The organism is Dyadobacter sp. CY326, assembly GCF_021390515.1.
Classification (GTDB): Bacteria; Bacteroidota; Bacteroidia; order Cytophagales; family Spirosomataceae; genus Dyadobacter.
In genome coordinates this window covers 608,098-623,268 of the sequence record NZ_JAJUXI010000002.1, presented here as the reverse complement: position 1 = coordinate 623,268, position 15,171 = coordinate 608,098, and the positions used below count along the sequence as shown (strand labels likewise).

Here is a 15,171-nt window from a genome sequence, read left to right as displayed (position 1 = left end):
TTATCAGATAAGTGATTTTAAACTAAGCCGTTATCAGAATCCGAAGTTGATACCAACCTGATACATTTTGGAATTGGGATAATTTCCCTGATCCACACCAAGCACAGTTGTTCCCGGGGAAGAACCTACCGACGTCACCTCAGGATCGATTCCGCTGTATTTGGTGATCGTGAACAGGTTTTGCGCCTGCAAATAAATGCGCGCAGTTTCAAATCCGATTTTTGACAAAACACCCGTTGGTAATGTGTAACCAACTGTGAGGTTTTTCATGCGGAAATAAGAGCCGTCCTCAATGAAATAGCTCGATGGCTGCTGACTGCGGCTATCGTTCGCATCCAGAATCGGAAGCACTGCATCCGGATTTTCAGGCGTCCACGAATCATTCAGCATGCGTAGACTTCTGTTTCCAGCCTGGTTGTTGAAATCCACCCAGCGTTTTACCATATTAATGATCTGGTTGCCCTTCACGCCCTGGAAGAATGCAGAAACGTCGAAGTTTTTATAACCAACATTCAGGTTAATGCCATAAGTGAAGTCCGGGTGCGGGTTGCCCAGAAACTTGCGGTCGTTATCCGTGATTGTGCCGTCGCCGTCTGTGTCGTGGTATTTGTATTTACCAATTGCCGCATATCCAGGATATTTTGGACCAGTATCCACATCTCCTTGGTTTTGGTAAATTCCGTCAATTTGTAAACCATAAAAAGAATACAATGGCATTCCAGCAACCGACCGCGTCCATGTGTAACTGCGTATGGCAGGTCCGAGAAGCACTGCGCTTGTGCTGTTATTCAGCTTGGTAACTTCATTTTTGTAAGTCGAAAAGTTAACGCCTAACGAATAAGTAAGCGCGCCGTTCAATGCTTTGTTGTTAAAATCAAGCGCAAGGTCAATTCCCTTATTATTCATCTCACCAACATTCACAAACGGAATCGTAGCAACACCCTGCGTTGCTGGCAAGCTCACCTGATAAAGCATATCCGAAGTCGTCCGGTTATACAAATCGAGGTTTAAATTAAACATGCCTTTCAGGAACGTCGCGTCCAAACCAATGTTGGTCTGTGTCGTCGTTTCCCATTTTGCGTCCGGGTTACCAAATGCTTCCGTGTCAAATCCAGGCTGAACCGCATTATTGGAGCCATCGATTGCATAAGAAGATGCGCTCAAACTTGAACGATAAGTGCTGAATCCATTGTAGTTACCAATTTCCTGGTTACCCGTCTGTCCCCAGCCAGCTCTGATCTTCAAGTCGTCAAGCCAGGTCAACGGTTTCAAAAACGCTTCTTCCGAAAGTCTCCATCCCGCGCTGAATGCAGGGAATGTTCCATAACGATTGTTTTGTCCAAAACGAGATGAACCATCGCGACGCACGGTCGCTTCAAGCAAATAGCGGTCTTTCAGAGAATAATTGATTTTACCAAAAATCGAAAACAATGCCCACTCATAACCTGCCCCAGTGTTGGCAATTCCTGCCGTTCCTGAGCTAAGGAACATATACTGAGGATCTTCCGAGAAGAAAGTAGTTCTTGTTGCAGTGAAATCACGACCTGTTCCTTTGATCGCCTCTGTTCCCAAAAGCACGCCCAACTTGTGAACATTCGCAAATGTTTTGTTATAATTCAGCGTGTTAGACCATGTCCAGTTGATGTCGTAGGCATTTGCGTTGGTCAATGCATTGGCAGCCTCAATTTCTGCTTCTTCCATATCCAGCAATGTGTAACCCACGCGATTCGCAGCCGTAAGGTCAAGTCCGATGCTTGATTTTGCTGTCAGATCTTTGAGGATATCCACTTCAAGATATGCATTACCAAATGCGCGGAAGTTGTTTGTCTGGTTTTTTCTTGATCTCCAAAGCTGCGCCACCGGGTTGGTTGCAGGTCCAAGACCAGCCGCTCTGGTTGCTGCGAAGTTGCCCATAATGTCATAAACCGGAATGATCGACGGGATACGATAACCGTTTCCGACCGGGTTGCCATCTTGGTTATTGGCCGAGCTCGCAGTTCCGTTGTTGTTATAATATCCTTTGTTCTCTGTGTAACTCACTTCCAGGTTTTCACCCAAACGAATGCGTTTTTTGAAACTGAATTCGGTGTTTGAACGCAAAGAATAACGGTTAAACGAAGTGTGGATCAGCACACCATCTTGCTTAAAATAGTTGAATGAGACCGCATAGCGTCCTGTTTCCGATCCGCCGGTTGCACCCACATTGTATTCCTGGATAGCGGCCGGACGAAGAATTTCTTTATGCCAGTCGGTTCCTTCCTTGTTTGCTTTTACGATTTGGTAAAAACCTGCGCGGTTGTAATTGTACAGCGAAGGATTCACTTTTGGATCTCCTTCAAAAAGGCCATAGCTCGATCCAGCCAGGATGTAATCCGGAACCACTGCATTGTCGCCATTGCCATATTGCTGATGCGAAGGCTTTCCGTTCGTCAGCACGCCCGCATTTTTGCGCTGCGTCCAGAGCAGGTCACCAAATTGCTGCGGATCTTTGATCAAATCCAGATCCACTTTTCCGGTTTGCAAACCAGCGCGTGAGTTGAAAGTAAATCTTGGCGCGCCTGCTTTTCCTTTTTTCGTGGTGATAATGATGACACCATTCGCCGCCCTTGAACCATAAATAGAAGCGGAAGACGCATCTTTCAGCACTTGCATGGACTCAATGTTATTTGGGTTAATGCTGTTTAAGCCACCTTTTGTAGGCACACCGTCGATCACGTACAATGGATCATTATTGTTGATTGTTCCAAAACCTCGGATACGAACAGTCGCTTCGCCACCCGGACTGTTGTTGGATGTAACGGTCACACCCGCAACGCGTCCCTGTAACTGCTGGGCAACGTTGGGAGCCGCAACTTTGGTCAATTCCACAGCGTCAACCGTGGAAACTGCGCCCGTAATGTCTCTTTTTGATTGGGATGAATATCCGGTTACAACCACTTCACTCAACGCCTTCACGTCCGATTGCAACGTAATTTCCACCATCGACTTGTTGGTAATGTCCACTTCCATAGTCAGATAACCAATGGATGAAACGACCAATGTTGTGCTGCCATCAGGCACATTCAATGTAAATGCGCCGTCCGCATCGGACGTCGTTCCCACTGATGAACTGCCTTTCAGAACCACGGTTGCGCCTGGAACGGTTGAGCCAGTCGCATCCTTAACCTGTCCTTTCACGGGTACGTCAACGGGTTGGGTCGTTTTAATGGATGAACCTGAGGATTCTGGCTGAGCCTGCGTTTGTCCCGGTTTTGCCGAAGCTCTTTTTAGTAAGATTTGCTTGCCCGACACTTCATAAGTGACTTGAAGCGGTGTCAGAAAGTTTTCCAGGATCGCTTCCAGTTTTTCTTCTTTTGCACTGAAAGTTACCGTGCGTTGTGAGCGGATCAATTCCGGGCTGTACATGAAATTGACACCCGATAATTTTCCGATCTGGTTCAGTGCTGCTCCGATCTTCTGTTCCTTAATGTTGATCGTCAGTCTGCGGTTCAGCACTTCCTGGCCAAAGCCGTCGAAAGCAACCGAAAGTCCCGAGAACATGGTAATGATCAACATTTGTATGAGGCTGATTCTCATAATTTTGAGCAGGTGTTTCTGCCAGTAAAAGGTTTTTTTCATACTTTTGTTTGTTTTGGTGGTCATTAAAAAATCAGCAAAATAATTCCCTTAATCCCTTGGGATTTATTCTTAGCGCCAGCATAGAGAGGGGGTTGTTACAGGGTGAATGATGTTGACGCATTGTTCACCTTTTTCGTTTTAGGTCAAATGGTTTGGTTTAGGTGAAAAATTAGTTACAAGGGTTTCCTTTAATGGTTACTTTATCTTCATTTACAGCATATTCGGCTTCCAGAATGGTGCAAATCCATTTCAATTTGTTTTCCAAAGGCTCGTCGCCCAAGGTCGCGGTGATGCTGCAATGTGCCATTGTGTCTTTGTTGAAATCAATGCGAATGCCATAGGCTTTTTCCAATGCTTCAAAAACATCTCGAACCGGCGTCTCTATATAATTAAATGCCTGGTTCTCAATCGGAATGTTCAACAAAGTCGGGCTTCGTAGAGGGAGCCGTGTCAGCTTCAACTGGCTGCGCTCGAATGTGGCCTGCTGGTTAGGCGTTAGCAGAAGTGCTTCCAAGTTCTTGTCTTTTTGATATTGGCTCGCTTTCGCATCGTTTTTTGTAAATACAGAAACCTTTCCTGTCTTCACAGCCACAATCACATTCGAATCATTTTCCCCTGCTTTAATGCTGAAACTCGTCCCGTGAACCTTTGCGATCAACTCATTGGCATACACAAAAAACGGCTGTTCCGGATTTTTGGTAACCTCAAAAAATGCTTCGCCGGTAAGAAAAACTTCTCTTTGTGTTTTCTTAAAATGCTTTGGGAAACGCACGCTGCTGTTCTTTTGCAGCACAATGGCACTTCCGTCAGACAGCCGAACATATTTGACAGCCAGACTTTTATTGACAATTTCTGCGAATTCATTGGCACTTGCTGCTTTGGCAAAACTCGTTTCAGCACGTGTGTTAAGATATCCTCTCGTGTAAATTCCAAACAAAGCCAATCCGAGTCCCAGGAGAATAATCGCAGTGGCGGCAATGTTCCAGTTTGAAAAATGAATGTTGCCAAGCGCATGCGTGGGCCTGGCTTCCTGCTCTTTTTCAATGCGTTTCGCTGTGCGCAACGCCAGAGCAACCCGGTCCGAAATGTGCTCATCCGTCAGCTGATTCACTGGAAAGTCCATGGCATTTACAATTTCTTTTGCCGTTGAAATCGTGTCCTGCCGTTCTTGATGCCCAGCCGCCCATTGCATCCAGAGTCCATCATCTTCCGGGCGCCCGCCTTTTGCCCACGCGACAAATTGGGGATTACCGAGCAGGTTTTGCAAGTCTGCGGATGGATTGGAATGCATATTAGGAATGTGCTTTTTTACATTATCCCATTATAACGGTGAAATACTCACTTGGGATAGATTATTTTTTATTTTAAATAAGGATTAGTATAAAATTTGGGTAAACGCAAATAGAAAAGCTAAATAGGGAGGTGGAGAAACCCATCTTTTGCGGAGATTGTGCAACGCACGCTGGATGATGTTGCTGACAGATTGCGGGTTAATGGAAAGCAATCCGCCAATTTCTTCGGGTTGCAGATTTTGGAAGAAACGGAGATAAATAACTTCCTGCTGACGCGTCGGCAACTGCTCGACAATGGTTTTCAATTGCTTTTCAAGCGCGTATGCCGTTTCGTTTTGAATCATAAAATCTTCTCCCGAATGCTCAGCATAGGCGTCATCAAACTGATCCGTGAGCTCAACTTCTCCGGAAAGCGGCTTAATGGATTTGAGAATGCGGTGGCGGAATGATTTGATCAGATAAAACTTAACGGAAGGCGTATCATTAATGGATTCGCGGTGCAGCCAAAGATGGATTAACAGATCCTGCAATATGTCCTCGATAACCTGCATGTTGGAAGTAAACCGCTGACCATATTGAATAAGTGTGCGATAATAACGGCTCGCAAGTTCGGTGTAAGCATTTTCGTCCCCGCTGCGGAAGTAATTCCAAAGCGTCGCATCATCAGTATGTTTGGAAAAATGAGCCAATTGAATGAGTTCAGAATGCTGATCTATTCAAAATTAGGCAATGCGTATTAGATATAAAATAGTGTTTTGCCGAATATTGGAATAACAAAATTTTATTGTTTTATTCTACAAAAAGACAGTTTATAATGTGCTTAAAACAAAAAGTCACACCCTTTGGATGTGACTTTTTTAACGAAAATGATGCTTTAATTTATTCCGAATCCTTGTAAACGCCAAACTCGCTGATGGCCACGCTTACCGGAGATTTTGTGATTCTTAGTTTTACTTTTTGGGTCGTAACGGGTGTCGAAAGTTTCACAATGCGCTTCGCGCCGATGCTGGTTCCCTTGTGAATTTCTTTCCATGCATTGCCGTCCCAGCTATCGACAGCAAATTCTTCAATGCGTTGGCCGAGCTTGATGAACTCTTGTAAACTGATGATATCGAATGTAATAGGCTGGCTCAGGTCAATGACCACTTCCGGCGTTTTGAAATCTTCGTCTGTCGCCCAGTAAGTTTCGGGTTTTCCGTCCAGAATATTTTTTGCGCTGTAAATTGAATTGTAACCGCGCACATTAACGGCTTTGGAGCCAGCGCGCGCGATCAAATTAGTCGCGAATGTTTGCTTAACGTGATCGCCAAACGACTTCAATGCAGCAACATCGTCCTCATGCAGTTGACCGCGTGTATCCGGCGCGAGGCCAAGATCAAGTGCTGCGCCTCGGCCCACGCTTTTTAAGTAAAGATCGAACAGTTTTTCCGGCGTTTTCGGTTTTTCGTTGGGGTGATAAAACCAGCCTTTGCGCAACGGGACATCGCATTCAGCCGGAATCCAGAACTTCCCATTTCTTGTTCCGCCCGGATTTTCTGTTGCATTGGCTTGTCCAGGCACGGCTACGTTTTGTCCTTCCGAAGGTTTGGGTGTCAATGTTGCCCAGGAAGTTTCGTTCACGCTCCCGTCTTCATTTCCCGCCCAACGCACATCCCAGCCAATGTCGCTGAAAATGCTGGCAGTCGGTTGCAATTTGCGGGTTAAATTCGTCCAGGTCGAGTCCCATTGATAGTAAGTTGTGTTGTCGATCGCGCGTTTTTCTCTCGCCCCGCCATAGTAACCGTCGCCGCCATTAGCGCCGTCGTGCCAAGACATAAAAAGCTCGCCGTAATTGGTGTAAAGCTCACGAAGCTGCTCACGGTAAAGTGCCAGATAATCAGGCGTTCCGTATTTTGCGCTGTTCCGGTCCCAGGGCGAGCAGTAAACGCCAAATTTTAATCCGTGCTTCCGCGCTGCGTCGGCAACTTCTTTAACCAAATCGCCTTTCCCGCCGCGGAAAGGGCTTTTTGAAATGTTATAATCCGTTGTTTTGGTTGGCCACAATGCGAAGCCATCGTGGTGTTTCGCTACGAGCACAATTCCCTTTAATCCGCCCGCTTTGGCAGCCAGAATAATTTGTTCGGCATTGAAATCACTTGGGTTGAATGTTTTCGGATCGGCGTCGCCAAATCCCCATTCCTTATTCTCAAAAGTCGTCGGCGTGAAGTGCATAATGCCATAAACTTCGGTCTCATGCCAGGCAACTTGTCGCGGCGCCGGCAATGCGCCATAAGGCTTAGGAGGAGTTTGCGCAAAGGCGTTTAAAGTCGTTAAAAAGAAAAGTGCGGCTAACGGTTTGATCATTGTGAGCGATGAATATTAGGTAAAAAGAGTCAGGAGAAATTTGGAAAGTGAAGATCGGTTTTTTTGCAACAGATCGCTAATTTTTGGTTGGGTTGTTAATTTTTAAAAGAAATGTTACGGGGAAGCACAACGCCAATGTTGGAAAGCATAACAAAAAGGTTAATAAAATTTTATAGATTTGAAATAAGCAACGTTCATATTTAAATTAATTATGTTAGAAATCATCGAAAATTACATGCAATTAAAAAAGAACATGGGCGCCCTGATCAATAAGTCTGGTTATAAAAATGCCTTTCTCGCGGAGCAAATGGGCATGGCCGCCCCGACATTTAGCGTTAAAAAGCAGCGCGGGAACTGGACAGAGCATGAGATGAAGCAGATATTGGCCATAATAGAGAACGAAAAGCTGGAAGATTATTTCTTCCTAGAAATCCTGAGAGCCAAGCCGAACGAACCTAAAATGCCTATTGCTGATTTGAAGAGGGAATTAGGATGGTAGTTCAATATGTTAAACGGTTTGGTAAGGATTTAAAAAGCACACCAAAAGATATTCAACGAAAGGTCTTTGACATTATATCCGTCTTGGAAACCGCTGAAAACCTGGAAAGCTCCGGTCTCGATTACAGACGGATGGAAGGTCAAAAAAATGGTGAAAACTATTTTCGAATTCGCGTAGGTGACTGGCGTATAGGCATTGAGTGCATCCACCCAGATGTTACTTTGTTACGGATCATGAGTCGGGGCAGCATCTACAAATCGTTCCCACCCAAATCCTCATTAATAACAAACAAATAAGCCGGCTGCTGACCGATTTCGGTGGCTGTTTTTGTTGAGATTTCAATGCTTCCTGCTTTGACTTTTAACGCTTTTTTGTTTCCTGCGAGATTGATTTTCGCGTTGTCGGCTAGCGTTAGGCCTTCGGGTTTTAATGTTGTTGGAAGTTTTTCATCGGCTTCGGCGAGATAAAATGCATAAGTTGTGCTTCCTTTTTTGGTATAAGCCCATTTCCCGGCGCGGTAAGGAGCGAGTGGTTTCGTTTCGTAGATTCCGATGCTGTTGACATTCATCCATTTTCCAATTTCTTCCAATCGCTGATAAGCCGCTTCGTGCCATTCGCCGTCAGGGCCGGGTGCAACATTGAGGAGGAGGTTGCCACCTTTTGCAACAATATCAACCAATGTATGAACCAGTTTTTGCGTTGACTTGAAGTTTTCTTTCGGAATGTAGGACCAGGAGTCGCCCATGGTCATGCAGGATTCCCACGGAATGGACATGTAATGATCCGGAATGGACTGCTCAGGCGTGACGTAATTTTCAAATTCACCCGTCACCGTCCGATCCACAACGAGCAAGCCGGGCTGGTGCGACCTCGCCATTTTAGCAATCCGCGCCATATCAATGTCCTGATCATAAGGAATGGATTTTTGCCAGCTGATATTCGGGTCAATGGTGCTGAATGGCCTCACCCAGCCGCCATCGAGCCAGAGAATGTCCACCGAACCATAATCGGACATTAATTCTTCGATCTGATTGTAAGTGAAGTCTTTGAACTTGTTCCAAAGCTCAGGATGCTTTTTGGGATCATAGGACACATTTCTGTCTTTCGGCGGGAAATATGGCCACCAGTAAGAATCTGTGTTCCAGTCGGGTTTGGAGAAATAGGTCCCCGTCATGAATCCCTGATTGCGAAATGCGGCCAATACTTCCTTGGTCACATTGGCCTTTGGATTGGATTTAAATGGCGTGTTCGTGATTTTGTAATCCGTGTATTTGGAATCGAACATAGCGAAGCCATCGTGATGTTTGGTTGTGAAAACGACATATTTCATGCCAGCTCCTTTGGCCGCCTGCGCCCAGCGTTCCGGGTTGAACTTGACAGGGTTAAAGGTTTTAGGAATGTCTTCATATGCTTTTCTGTATTCAAACCAATCATGCGAATGTGGTCCTCTTCGCTCGCACCAGCCCTCATCCTCAGGGCATAATGACCAGGATTCGACAATTCCCCATTGACTATACGTTCCCCAATGCATGAGCAGTCCAAACTTGACGTCCTGCCATTTATTGAGTTTTTCCTTGACCAACGGGTCTGCTGGTGCAATGTATTTGGAATGATCCTGCTCGGCGTGTTGCTGAGCATGGGCAATGCCTGCGAATAACAGACACGCCATCAAAAGCGTAGATTTTAATTTCATTTTGGAATAATGGAAGCAGGTTTTCAGGAAAAATAACTTTTTGCATTGATCACTTTCCCTTTTCCGCCTTCTTCTGTGACAGTGTAATTGAAGCCTTTTTGAACAGAATATGCACCCACTTCGCCTTGCTTGTTAATTGCAAGAAAGCCAACCTGAAAAGTTTTTGCACGCTCCGGATTTGGTTTCACAATGCGTTCAATCGCTTTTTTGCAAGCTTCTTCTGGCGACAAGCCGGATCGCATAAATTCTACAACCAAATGCGTTCCGCAAACCCGGATCACTTCCTCGCCTTGTCCGGAAGAAGTGGCTGCGCCAATTTCATTGTCAACAAACAGGCCCGCACCAATGATGGGAGAGTCGCCGACCCTGCCGCGCATCTTGAATCCCATGCCGCTGGTGGTGCACATGCCTGACAAGTCACCATCCGCATCCAATGCGATTGTGCCCATGGTGTCGTGGTTGAAAGAGCCGTCTTCCAGACGCGCCGGAGCGAAGGGTCCGTGGCCTTTTTGTCCCTTCGACTGCTGATGCTCTATATTGATAACAGGCTTGTATTCACCCTTTTTTAGCCATTCTTTGTAGGATTTCTCTGCATCCGGCGAAAGTTTTTCCGATTCGAGCTTGAAACCATTGGCCAGTGCAAATTGCTGCGCTCCCACACCTGCGAGGAAGACGTGCGGCGTGGTTTCCATTAATTTCCTTGCCACGGAAATGGGGTGTTTGATCCTTTCTAAAAACGCAACAGAACCGCAGTTTGCTTTCTCGTCCATAATGCAGGCGTCAAGCGTTACAAAGCCGTCGCGGTCGGGATTTCCGCCTAATCCGACACAGCAATTGACGTCGTTTTCAATCGCAATTGCTGCCTGTTCAACTGCGTCCAATGCTCTTCCGCCCTTTTCTAACACGGGCCACGCTGCGCTGTTAGCGATCTGTCCGCTGTCCCAGGTTGAAATTACTATTGGTTTTTTTGCTACATTGCTTGCAAATAATTTCGACGTTTGCATGAACGGCAATGCAATGGCCGACAGTCGTAAAAATGAACGGCGTGATGGTGTCATTTTGATAAGTTAAGAATGTTCGATTAAATAATTAGGCGCGGGCACCTAATGATATAATTTAAAAAAGACGCGTGTCTTTTTAAGATTTTTCAAATATACATTGCCATCCGTAACACACCAATTAATGTAAGATTATTTTGCGAAATGCGGAAATGGCTTTGTTTTTACAACGCACCAAATCGCGCTTAACCGTTAAATAATTTCTTGATAATTTGTAATTCCCAGAGTGTGAGCGGCTCAGCATGATATAGGCCGGCAATTGCGAGTAAGTCAAACTGGGTATCCCGAGAGAAACCGATATTTTAGCTCTACTAACACAGCACTAACTATATTCCGTATTAAATGAACCCTCGTAAATCAAGTGTTGACGTGGCAATTAATGCCTACGGCAAACCCTATCAGACTGCAGTGACGCTTTACACTTTAATGAAGCACTCAGGGCAATGGATTAACAAGATATATTTTGTCGAAGAATCCAAACAACCCGAATCAGCTAATTTCCAGTTCATTATCGATCATTTTGGTGATCGCTTGGTGCATCATAAGCCCAAGGTCTGGCTTTGGACAAAAAGCGTTAAATACGACTTTTTGCTGAAATTCAGAATGTTCAGGCATGCCGTCCGTTATCAATATCCGTGGGAAAAATCGGATCAAAAGTATCTTCTGGTGCTGCATAACGACGTTTATTTTAAGGACGATTTGATCAAACAATATCTGGAAGGCATTGGGTCGGCTTCCGGGATCGGGCGGATCGGGCAATGCTGGGGATGTCCGGCATATGAAGCCAAGATTTGTCAGTCTGAAAAATATACGGAATACAAACCGGATTACAGCGAACTGATGCAGCTCGCGCAGCAATATCCGCAGGCCCGCACGCACGAATATGAACTGGTGGTCGATCCGGCAGCGCCCTGGCCGTTGCCCGAATGCAGGTTGAATGAATATGTCGCCTTAATTGATTTGGAAAAAACCAGAAAAGACACATTTCCGATTGGTGAGGGCACTGTTTTTGGTGCTTATGACCGGCTGGATGTGGGTGTAAAATGGTTTGCAGATATGAACAACATGGGGCACACTTTTAAGCATTTTGATTACGACCCATATGCAACGCACAGTTGGGTAAGCCTGCGCAATGCGGGCCATGAGGCATTGTTCAATAAAGATCTCTATCGTTACGAAGAGTCGGTTGCGCTGCAATGTTTAAGAGATGAATTTGGATTTCAAGGCTGAGTCGCATCCTGTATAATGTCCATGACGCTTCAAATCCTGAACTTGCAACAACGTTATGACGATTTCGAGATCCTGAACATTGATTCATGGGAAATCGGTTACGGGATTTTTTGGATTCAGGGCGAAAACGGGGCTGGAAAATCGACGCTTTTTCGCACCATCGCCGGAATGTTGCCTTACACGGGCTCGCTGACGCTTGACGGCAAATTTGATCTCAAAAAACATCCTGTTGATTTCCGTTTGCGGCTCAACCTGGGCGAAGCCGAACCGCTTTATCCTTCATTTTTAACGCCCGCCGACCTGCTCGAATTCGTTGCGGAAGCAAAGCAAAGTCCGGCAGGGCAAACGGCAATGCTTGTCGATGCATTGGGCATTAATTATTTGCAAACGCCGTTTGGAAATTGTTCCAGCGGAATGGTGAAAAAGCTTTCCCTTGCGCTGGCGTTTTTGGGCAATCCTTCCGTCATCATTTTGGACGAACCTTTGATTACGATTGACCGCGAAGCGCGGCTGGCTCTTTTTAAGCTGATCAAATCCTATCATGCCGATGGCGTCACTTTCCTGCTGTCTTCGCATGAAACTTTCCAACAGGATGGGCTGGATATTTCGGCCACTTATCTTTTGAAAAACAAGACTCTAATGCAAGTTTCTGAGCAATGAGAACCCTGATGCTCGCCACAGTTTCGGAATTTTTCAAGCAGCGAGCAGGGATGTTTTTCGTGCTTTTGGCCATTTTGTTTGGGTTTTTGAGCGGCGCTGAACACCATGCTTTTGCGGTCTTTTTTCTGACCGGGAGCAAAGGAATGCTTTATCTGGGCGTAATCTGGTTGGCTTACAGTCTGTTTTGTGCGCAATTTTTGTTGGCACTCTGGCGACGACAGGAATATGCATTTATTTATCAGGCCAGACTTTGGAAGCCGTCCGTACGGATTATTCGCTTTGGTGTGCTTGCCATCGGATTCCTGCAACCTTTGCTTTATTATGGCATTTATCTCATGGCCATAGCGATCCAGGATAAGCTCACCGCCGGTCTTTGGCCAATCTTTGTTTACTATATGCTGTTGATTGGATTGGTTGCATTTGTTGCCGAATGGCGCATTACACGTCCGCAGATTTTTTCAGAATCTAAGAAAAGTCCGGTCATCAAATGGCCATTCAAGCGCATTGCTTCCTGGACCTGGTGGTCGTTGGAATGGTTGTTCAGGGAAAAAGGCGTTACGCTGCTGGCCGGAAAAGTGGGCGCAATGCTGGTCACCCTCGGCACATTGCTTTATTACTCAACCGATGATTTTGATCTGAGGCTGCCAGCGGTTGGGTTATCACTGGCTTATTTGCTCAACATTGGCATTTCTTATGAACTGTACAAATGGGAAAGCGAAACGTGGCTTTGGGGAAGGTCGTTGCCTGTGACTCATGCGCGACGGATGATCCGCATTTTCGTTATTCACGGCATTGTGATCCTGCCGGAAACATTGGTGGGGATTCGAAATGGCGCTTTGGCGTTGTCTGAAATGATACAATTATATGCATTGGGCCTCTCGCTGTTGGTCGCCGTGCATCTGTTTTTTTACAAAAAGAATGGTTTGTTGGAAGAATCGATGCAGACCGTTTTGTTCGGCTTCATCGGCTTAACTTTGCTGATTTTATACAAAATCCCCATTCTTATTATAGCGGGAGCATTCACATTGCTGGCGATAGTAATGTTTCCCAAATGGTTTAAGGTGTAAAAACGGACCCAATGCCATTTCGAAGCATCAAATCCGTTATTTCTGATTATCTCAATAGCCTATTTTGGAGGCATCGATGGCCTCACTTCCACTTTGCTCGGAAGCGTTCTGGCTGGCATTTTGATCAGATCTGAAACAATTTGCCCGATGTCTTCCGGCTGAATTTTCCATGAATCTTTTTCCGAAGGCTGGTGATTACTGAATTCCGTCGCAACGGACCCGGGCATGATCGTCGTGACCTTAATCCCGGCTTCGCGAACGTCCAGCATCATTGCCTGAGAAAAACCGACAAGTCCGAATTTACTCGCATTGTAAGCGCTTCCGCCCGCAAAGAAATTGGTCCCTGCCAAACTTGCAATGTTGATAAAATAACCTTTTGTTTCAGTCAGCGCGGCAATGGATGCTTTTGCGCTAAAAAACACACCTGTTAAATTAATGTCGATCGTCTCCTGCCATTGCTCGGCAGTAAGGTCTTTCAATGGTGCAAAGTGGCCAACGCCAGCGTTTGCAATGAAATAATCAAGCTGTCCCCATTTGGCGATAACTGTCTGAACGGCATTCTCTTGTGATTCAAGATTTCTCACGTCAGACTGGATTCCGATGGCATATCCATCCTTAATTTGGTTCAATGAAGCCGCCGCCTGATCAGCGCTTTCCTGCGAGCGGCTGGTGATCGCCACGCGGATTCCTTCTGCAATAAGCACTGCTGCAATGCCGTAACCGATTCCCTTTGAGCCGCCCGTAATCAGGGCTGTTTTATTTGATTCTGCCATTATTTCCAATTTAAAAAAACAAAAATATGCGTAAGCCAGTAACAGCGGCATAACTCAGAAGGTTTCTGCAAGATCTTTTTTGGCAGTGCATGTTAAAACCCTATTTTTGCGACCAAATCATTTTGACAGAATTAATCCCATTTATGAAAATAGTTGAAAATAAAGTCGCGTTGGTAACCGGAGCATCACGTGGAATTGGGCGGTCCATTGCCTTGCGACTGGCTCAGGAAGGTGCTGACGTAGCATTTACTTATTTGTCAAGTGTGGAAAAGGGAGAGGCATTGGCCAAAGAACTTGAAGAATATGGCGTCAAGGCAAAGGGTTATCGGTCAGACGCTTCAAATTTTCAAGCCGCTGATCAGCTTGTAACGGACGTGATTGCTGACTTCGGAAAGCTGGATGTGCTGATCAACAATGCCGGCATCACGCGCGACGGATTGCTGATGCGCATGAGTGAGGAACAATGGGATTCTGTTATTAATATTAATTTAAAATCGGTTTTTAACCTTACCAAAGCTGCAACCAAAAGCATGATGCGCGCCAGAACGGGCTCTATCATCAACATTACATCGGTTGTGGGGATTCGCGGCAATGCCGGGCAGTCGAATTATGCTGCTTCAAAAGCGGGAATCATTGGTTTTACCAAATCCATAGCGCTTGAACTTGGTTCACGCAACATTCGCTCCAATGCTGTGGCTCCCGGATTTATCGAAACTGAAATGACGGACGCAGTGGATTCAAAAGCAGTTGACGAATGGAAACAATCCATTCCGATGAAGCGCGGCGGACAGCCCGAAGAAGTGGCAGATGCCTGCGTTTTCCTCGCGTCGGATCTGTCGCGTTACATCACCGGCCAGGTAATCCAGGTGGATGGCGGTATGTTAACATAGCAGTTTTCTTCGTTAGTGAATAGCTGGCAGTTTCATTGTATATTGTAG

Annotated in this window: 12 protein-coding genes; 5 read left to right on the top strand and 7 right to left on the bottom strand. The window is 45.8% G+C overall.

All coding sequences use genetic code 11. The annotated features are described in order from the left end of the window. Nucleotides 1-33: 33 nt before the first annotated feature. The 4 genes from LZG73_RS03220 to LZG73_RS03205 form a co-directional block, all read right to left on the bottom strand. Nucleotides 34-3,618 (bottom strand): TonB-dependent receptor, encoded by a 3,585-nt coding sequence (locus tag LZG73_RS03220; RefSeq protein WP_233846110.1) that lies wholly within the window; start codon nucleotides 3,616-3,618, stop codon nucleotides 34-36. Between the two features lie 169 nt (nucleotides 3,619-3,787). Next, nucleotides 3,788-4,909: a FecR family protein gene (locus tag LZG73_RS03215; RefSeq protein WP_233846108.1), complete on the bottom strand. Its 1,122-nt coding sequence runs from the start codon at nucleotides 4,907-4,909 to the stop codon at nucleotides 3,788-3,790. 84 nt (nucleotides 4,910-4,993) lie between these two features. Continuing rightward, nucleotides 4,994-5,599 (bottom strand): RNA polymerase sigma factor, encoded by a 606-nt coding sequence (locus LZG73_RS03210; protein ID WP_233846106.1) that lies wholly within the window; start codon nucleotides 5,597-5,599, stop codon nucleotides 4,994-4,996. Between the two features lie 190 nt (nucleotides 5,600-5,789). Beyond that, the gene (locus LZG73_RS03205) at nucleotides 5,790-7,253 is read right to left on the bottom strand and encodes an alpha-L-fucosidase (RefSeq protein ID WP_233846105.1); all 1,464 of its coding nucleotides are present in this window, start codon (nucleotides 7,251-7,253) and stop codon (nucleotides 5,790-5,792) included. Nucleotides 7,254-7,464: 211 nt separating this feature from the next. Here LZG73_RS03205 and LZG73_RS03200 point away from each other — a divergent pair, with 211 nt between their 5' ends. Continuing rightward, nucleotides 7,465-7,752 carry a hypothetical protein gene (locus LZG73_RS03200; protein ID WP_233846103.1) on the top strand — a complete coding sequence of 96 codons (288 nt, stop codon included), beginning with the start codon at nucleotides 7,465-7,467 and terminating at the stop codon, nucleotides 7,750-7,752. A 250-nt stretch (nucleotides 7,753-8,002) separates the two neighbouring features. Here LZG73_RS03200 and LZG73_RS03195 read toward each other — a convergent pair whose 3' ends face one another. Further along, entirely contained in the window at nucleotides 8,003-9,445 is a 1,443-nt protein-coding gene (locus LZG73_RS03195; RefSeq protein WP_233846101.1) for an alpha-L-fucosidase, read from the bottom strand. 23 nt (nucleotides 9,446-9,468) lie between these two features. Then, nucleotides 9,469-10,503: an isoaspartyl peptidase/L-asparaginase family protein gene (locus LZG73_RS03190; RefSeq protein WP_233846099.1), complete on the bottom strand. Its 1,035-nt coding sequence runs from the start codon at nucleotides 10,501-10,503 to the stop codon at nucleotides 9,469-9,471. Nucleotides 10,504-10,845: 342 nt separating this feature from the next. Here LZG73_RS03190 and LZG73_RS03185 point away from each other — a divergent pair, with 342 nt between their 5' ends. Genes LZG73_RS03185 through LZG73_RS03175 form a run of 3 tightly spaced genes read left to right on the top strand, consistent with a single transcriptional unit; the run spans nucleotide 10,846 to nucleotide 13,460 of the window. Further along, on the top strand, nucleotides 10,846-11,733 hold the full coding sequence (locus LZG73_RS03185; RefSeq protein WP_233846098.1) for a hypothetical protein: 888 nt from the start codon (nucleotides 10,846-10,848) through the stop codon (nucleotides 11,731-11,733). 15 nt (nucleotides 11,734-11,748) lie between these two features. Next, nucleotides 11,749-12,393 carry an ATP-binding cassette domain-containing protein gene (locus LZG73_RS03180; protein ID WP_233846097.1) on the top strand — a complete coding sequence of 215 codons (645 nt, stop codon included), beginning with the start codon at nucleotides 11,749-11,751 and terminating at the stop codon, nucleotides 12,391-12,393. After that, complete coding sequence (locus tag LZG73_RS03175) at nucleotides 12,390-13,460, top strand: hypothetical protein (protein WP_233846096.1); 1,071 nt, start codon at nucleotides 12,390-12,392, stop codon at nucleotides 13,458-13,460. Before LZG73_RS03180 ends, LZG73_RS03175 begins: the two co-directional genes overlap by 4 nt. Before the next feature lie 59 nt (nucleotides 13,461-13,519). Here LZG73_RS03175 and LZG73_RS03170 read toward each other — a convergent pair whose 3' ends face one another. Next, complete coding sequence (locus LZG73_RS03170) at nucleotides 13,520-14,233, bottom strand: SDR family oxidoreductase (RefSeq protein ID WP_233846095.1); 714 nt, start codon at nucleotides 14,231-14,233, stop codon at nucleotides 13,520-13,522. Nucleotides 14,234-14,376: 143 nt separating this feature from the next. On the opposite strand from LZG73_RS03170, the gene fabG reads away from it, so the two are divergent. Beyond that, a complete protein-coding gene (gene fabG / locus LZG73_RS03165; protein ID WP_233846094.1) occupies nucleotides 14,377-15,123 on the top strand; it encodes a 3-oxoacyl-[acyl-carrier-protein] reductase in 747 nt (248 codons plus the stop codon). The last annotated feature ends 48 nt before the right edge of the window (nucleotides 15,124-15,171 follow it).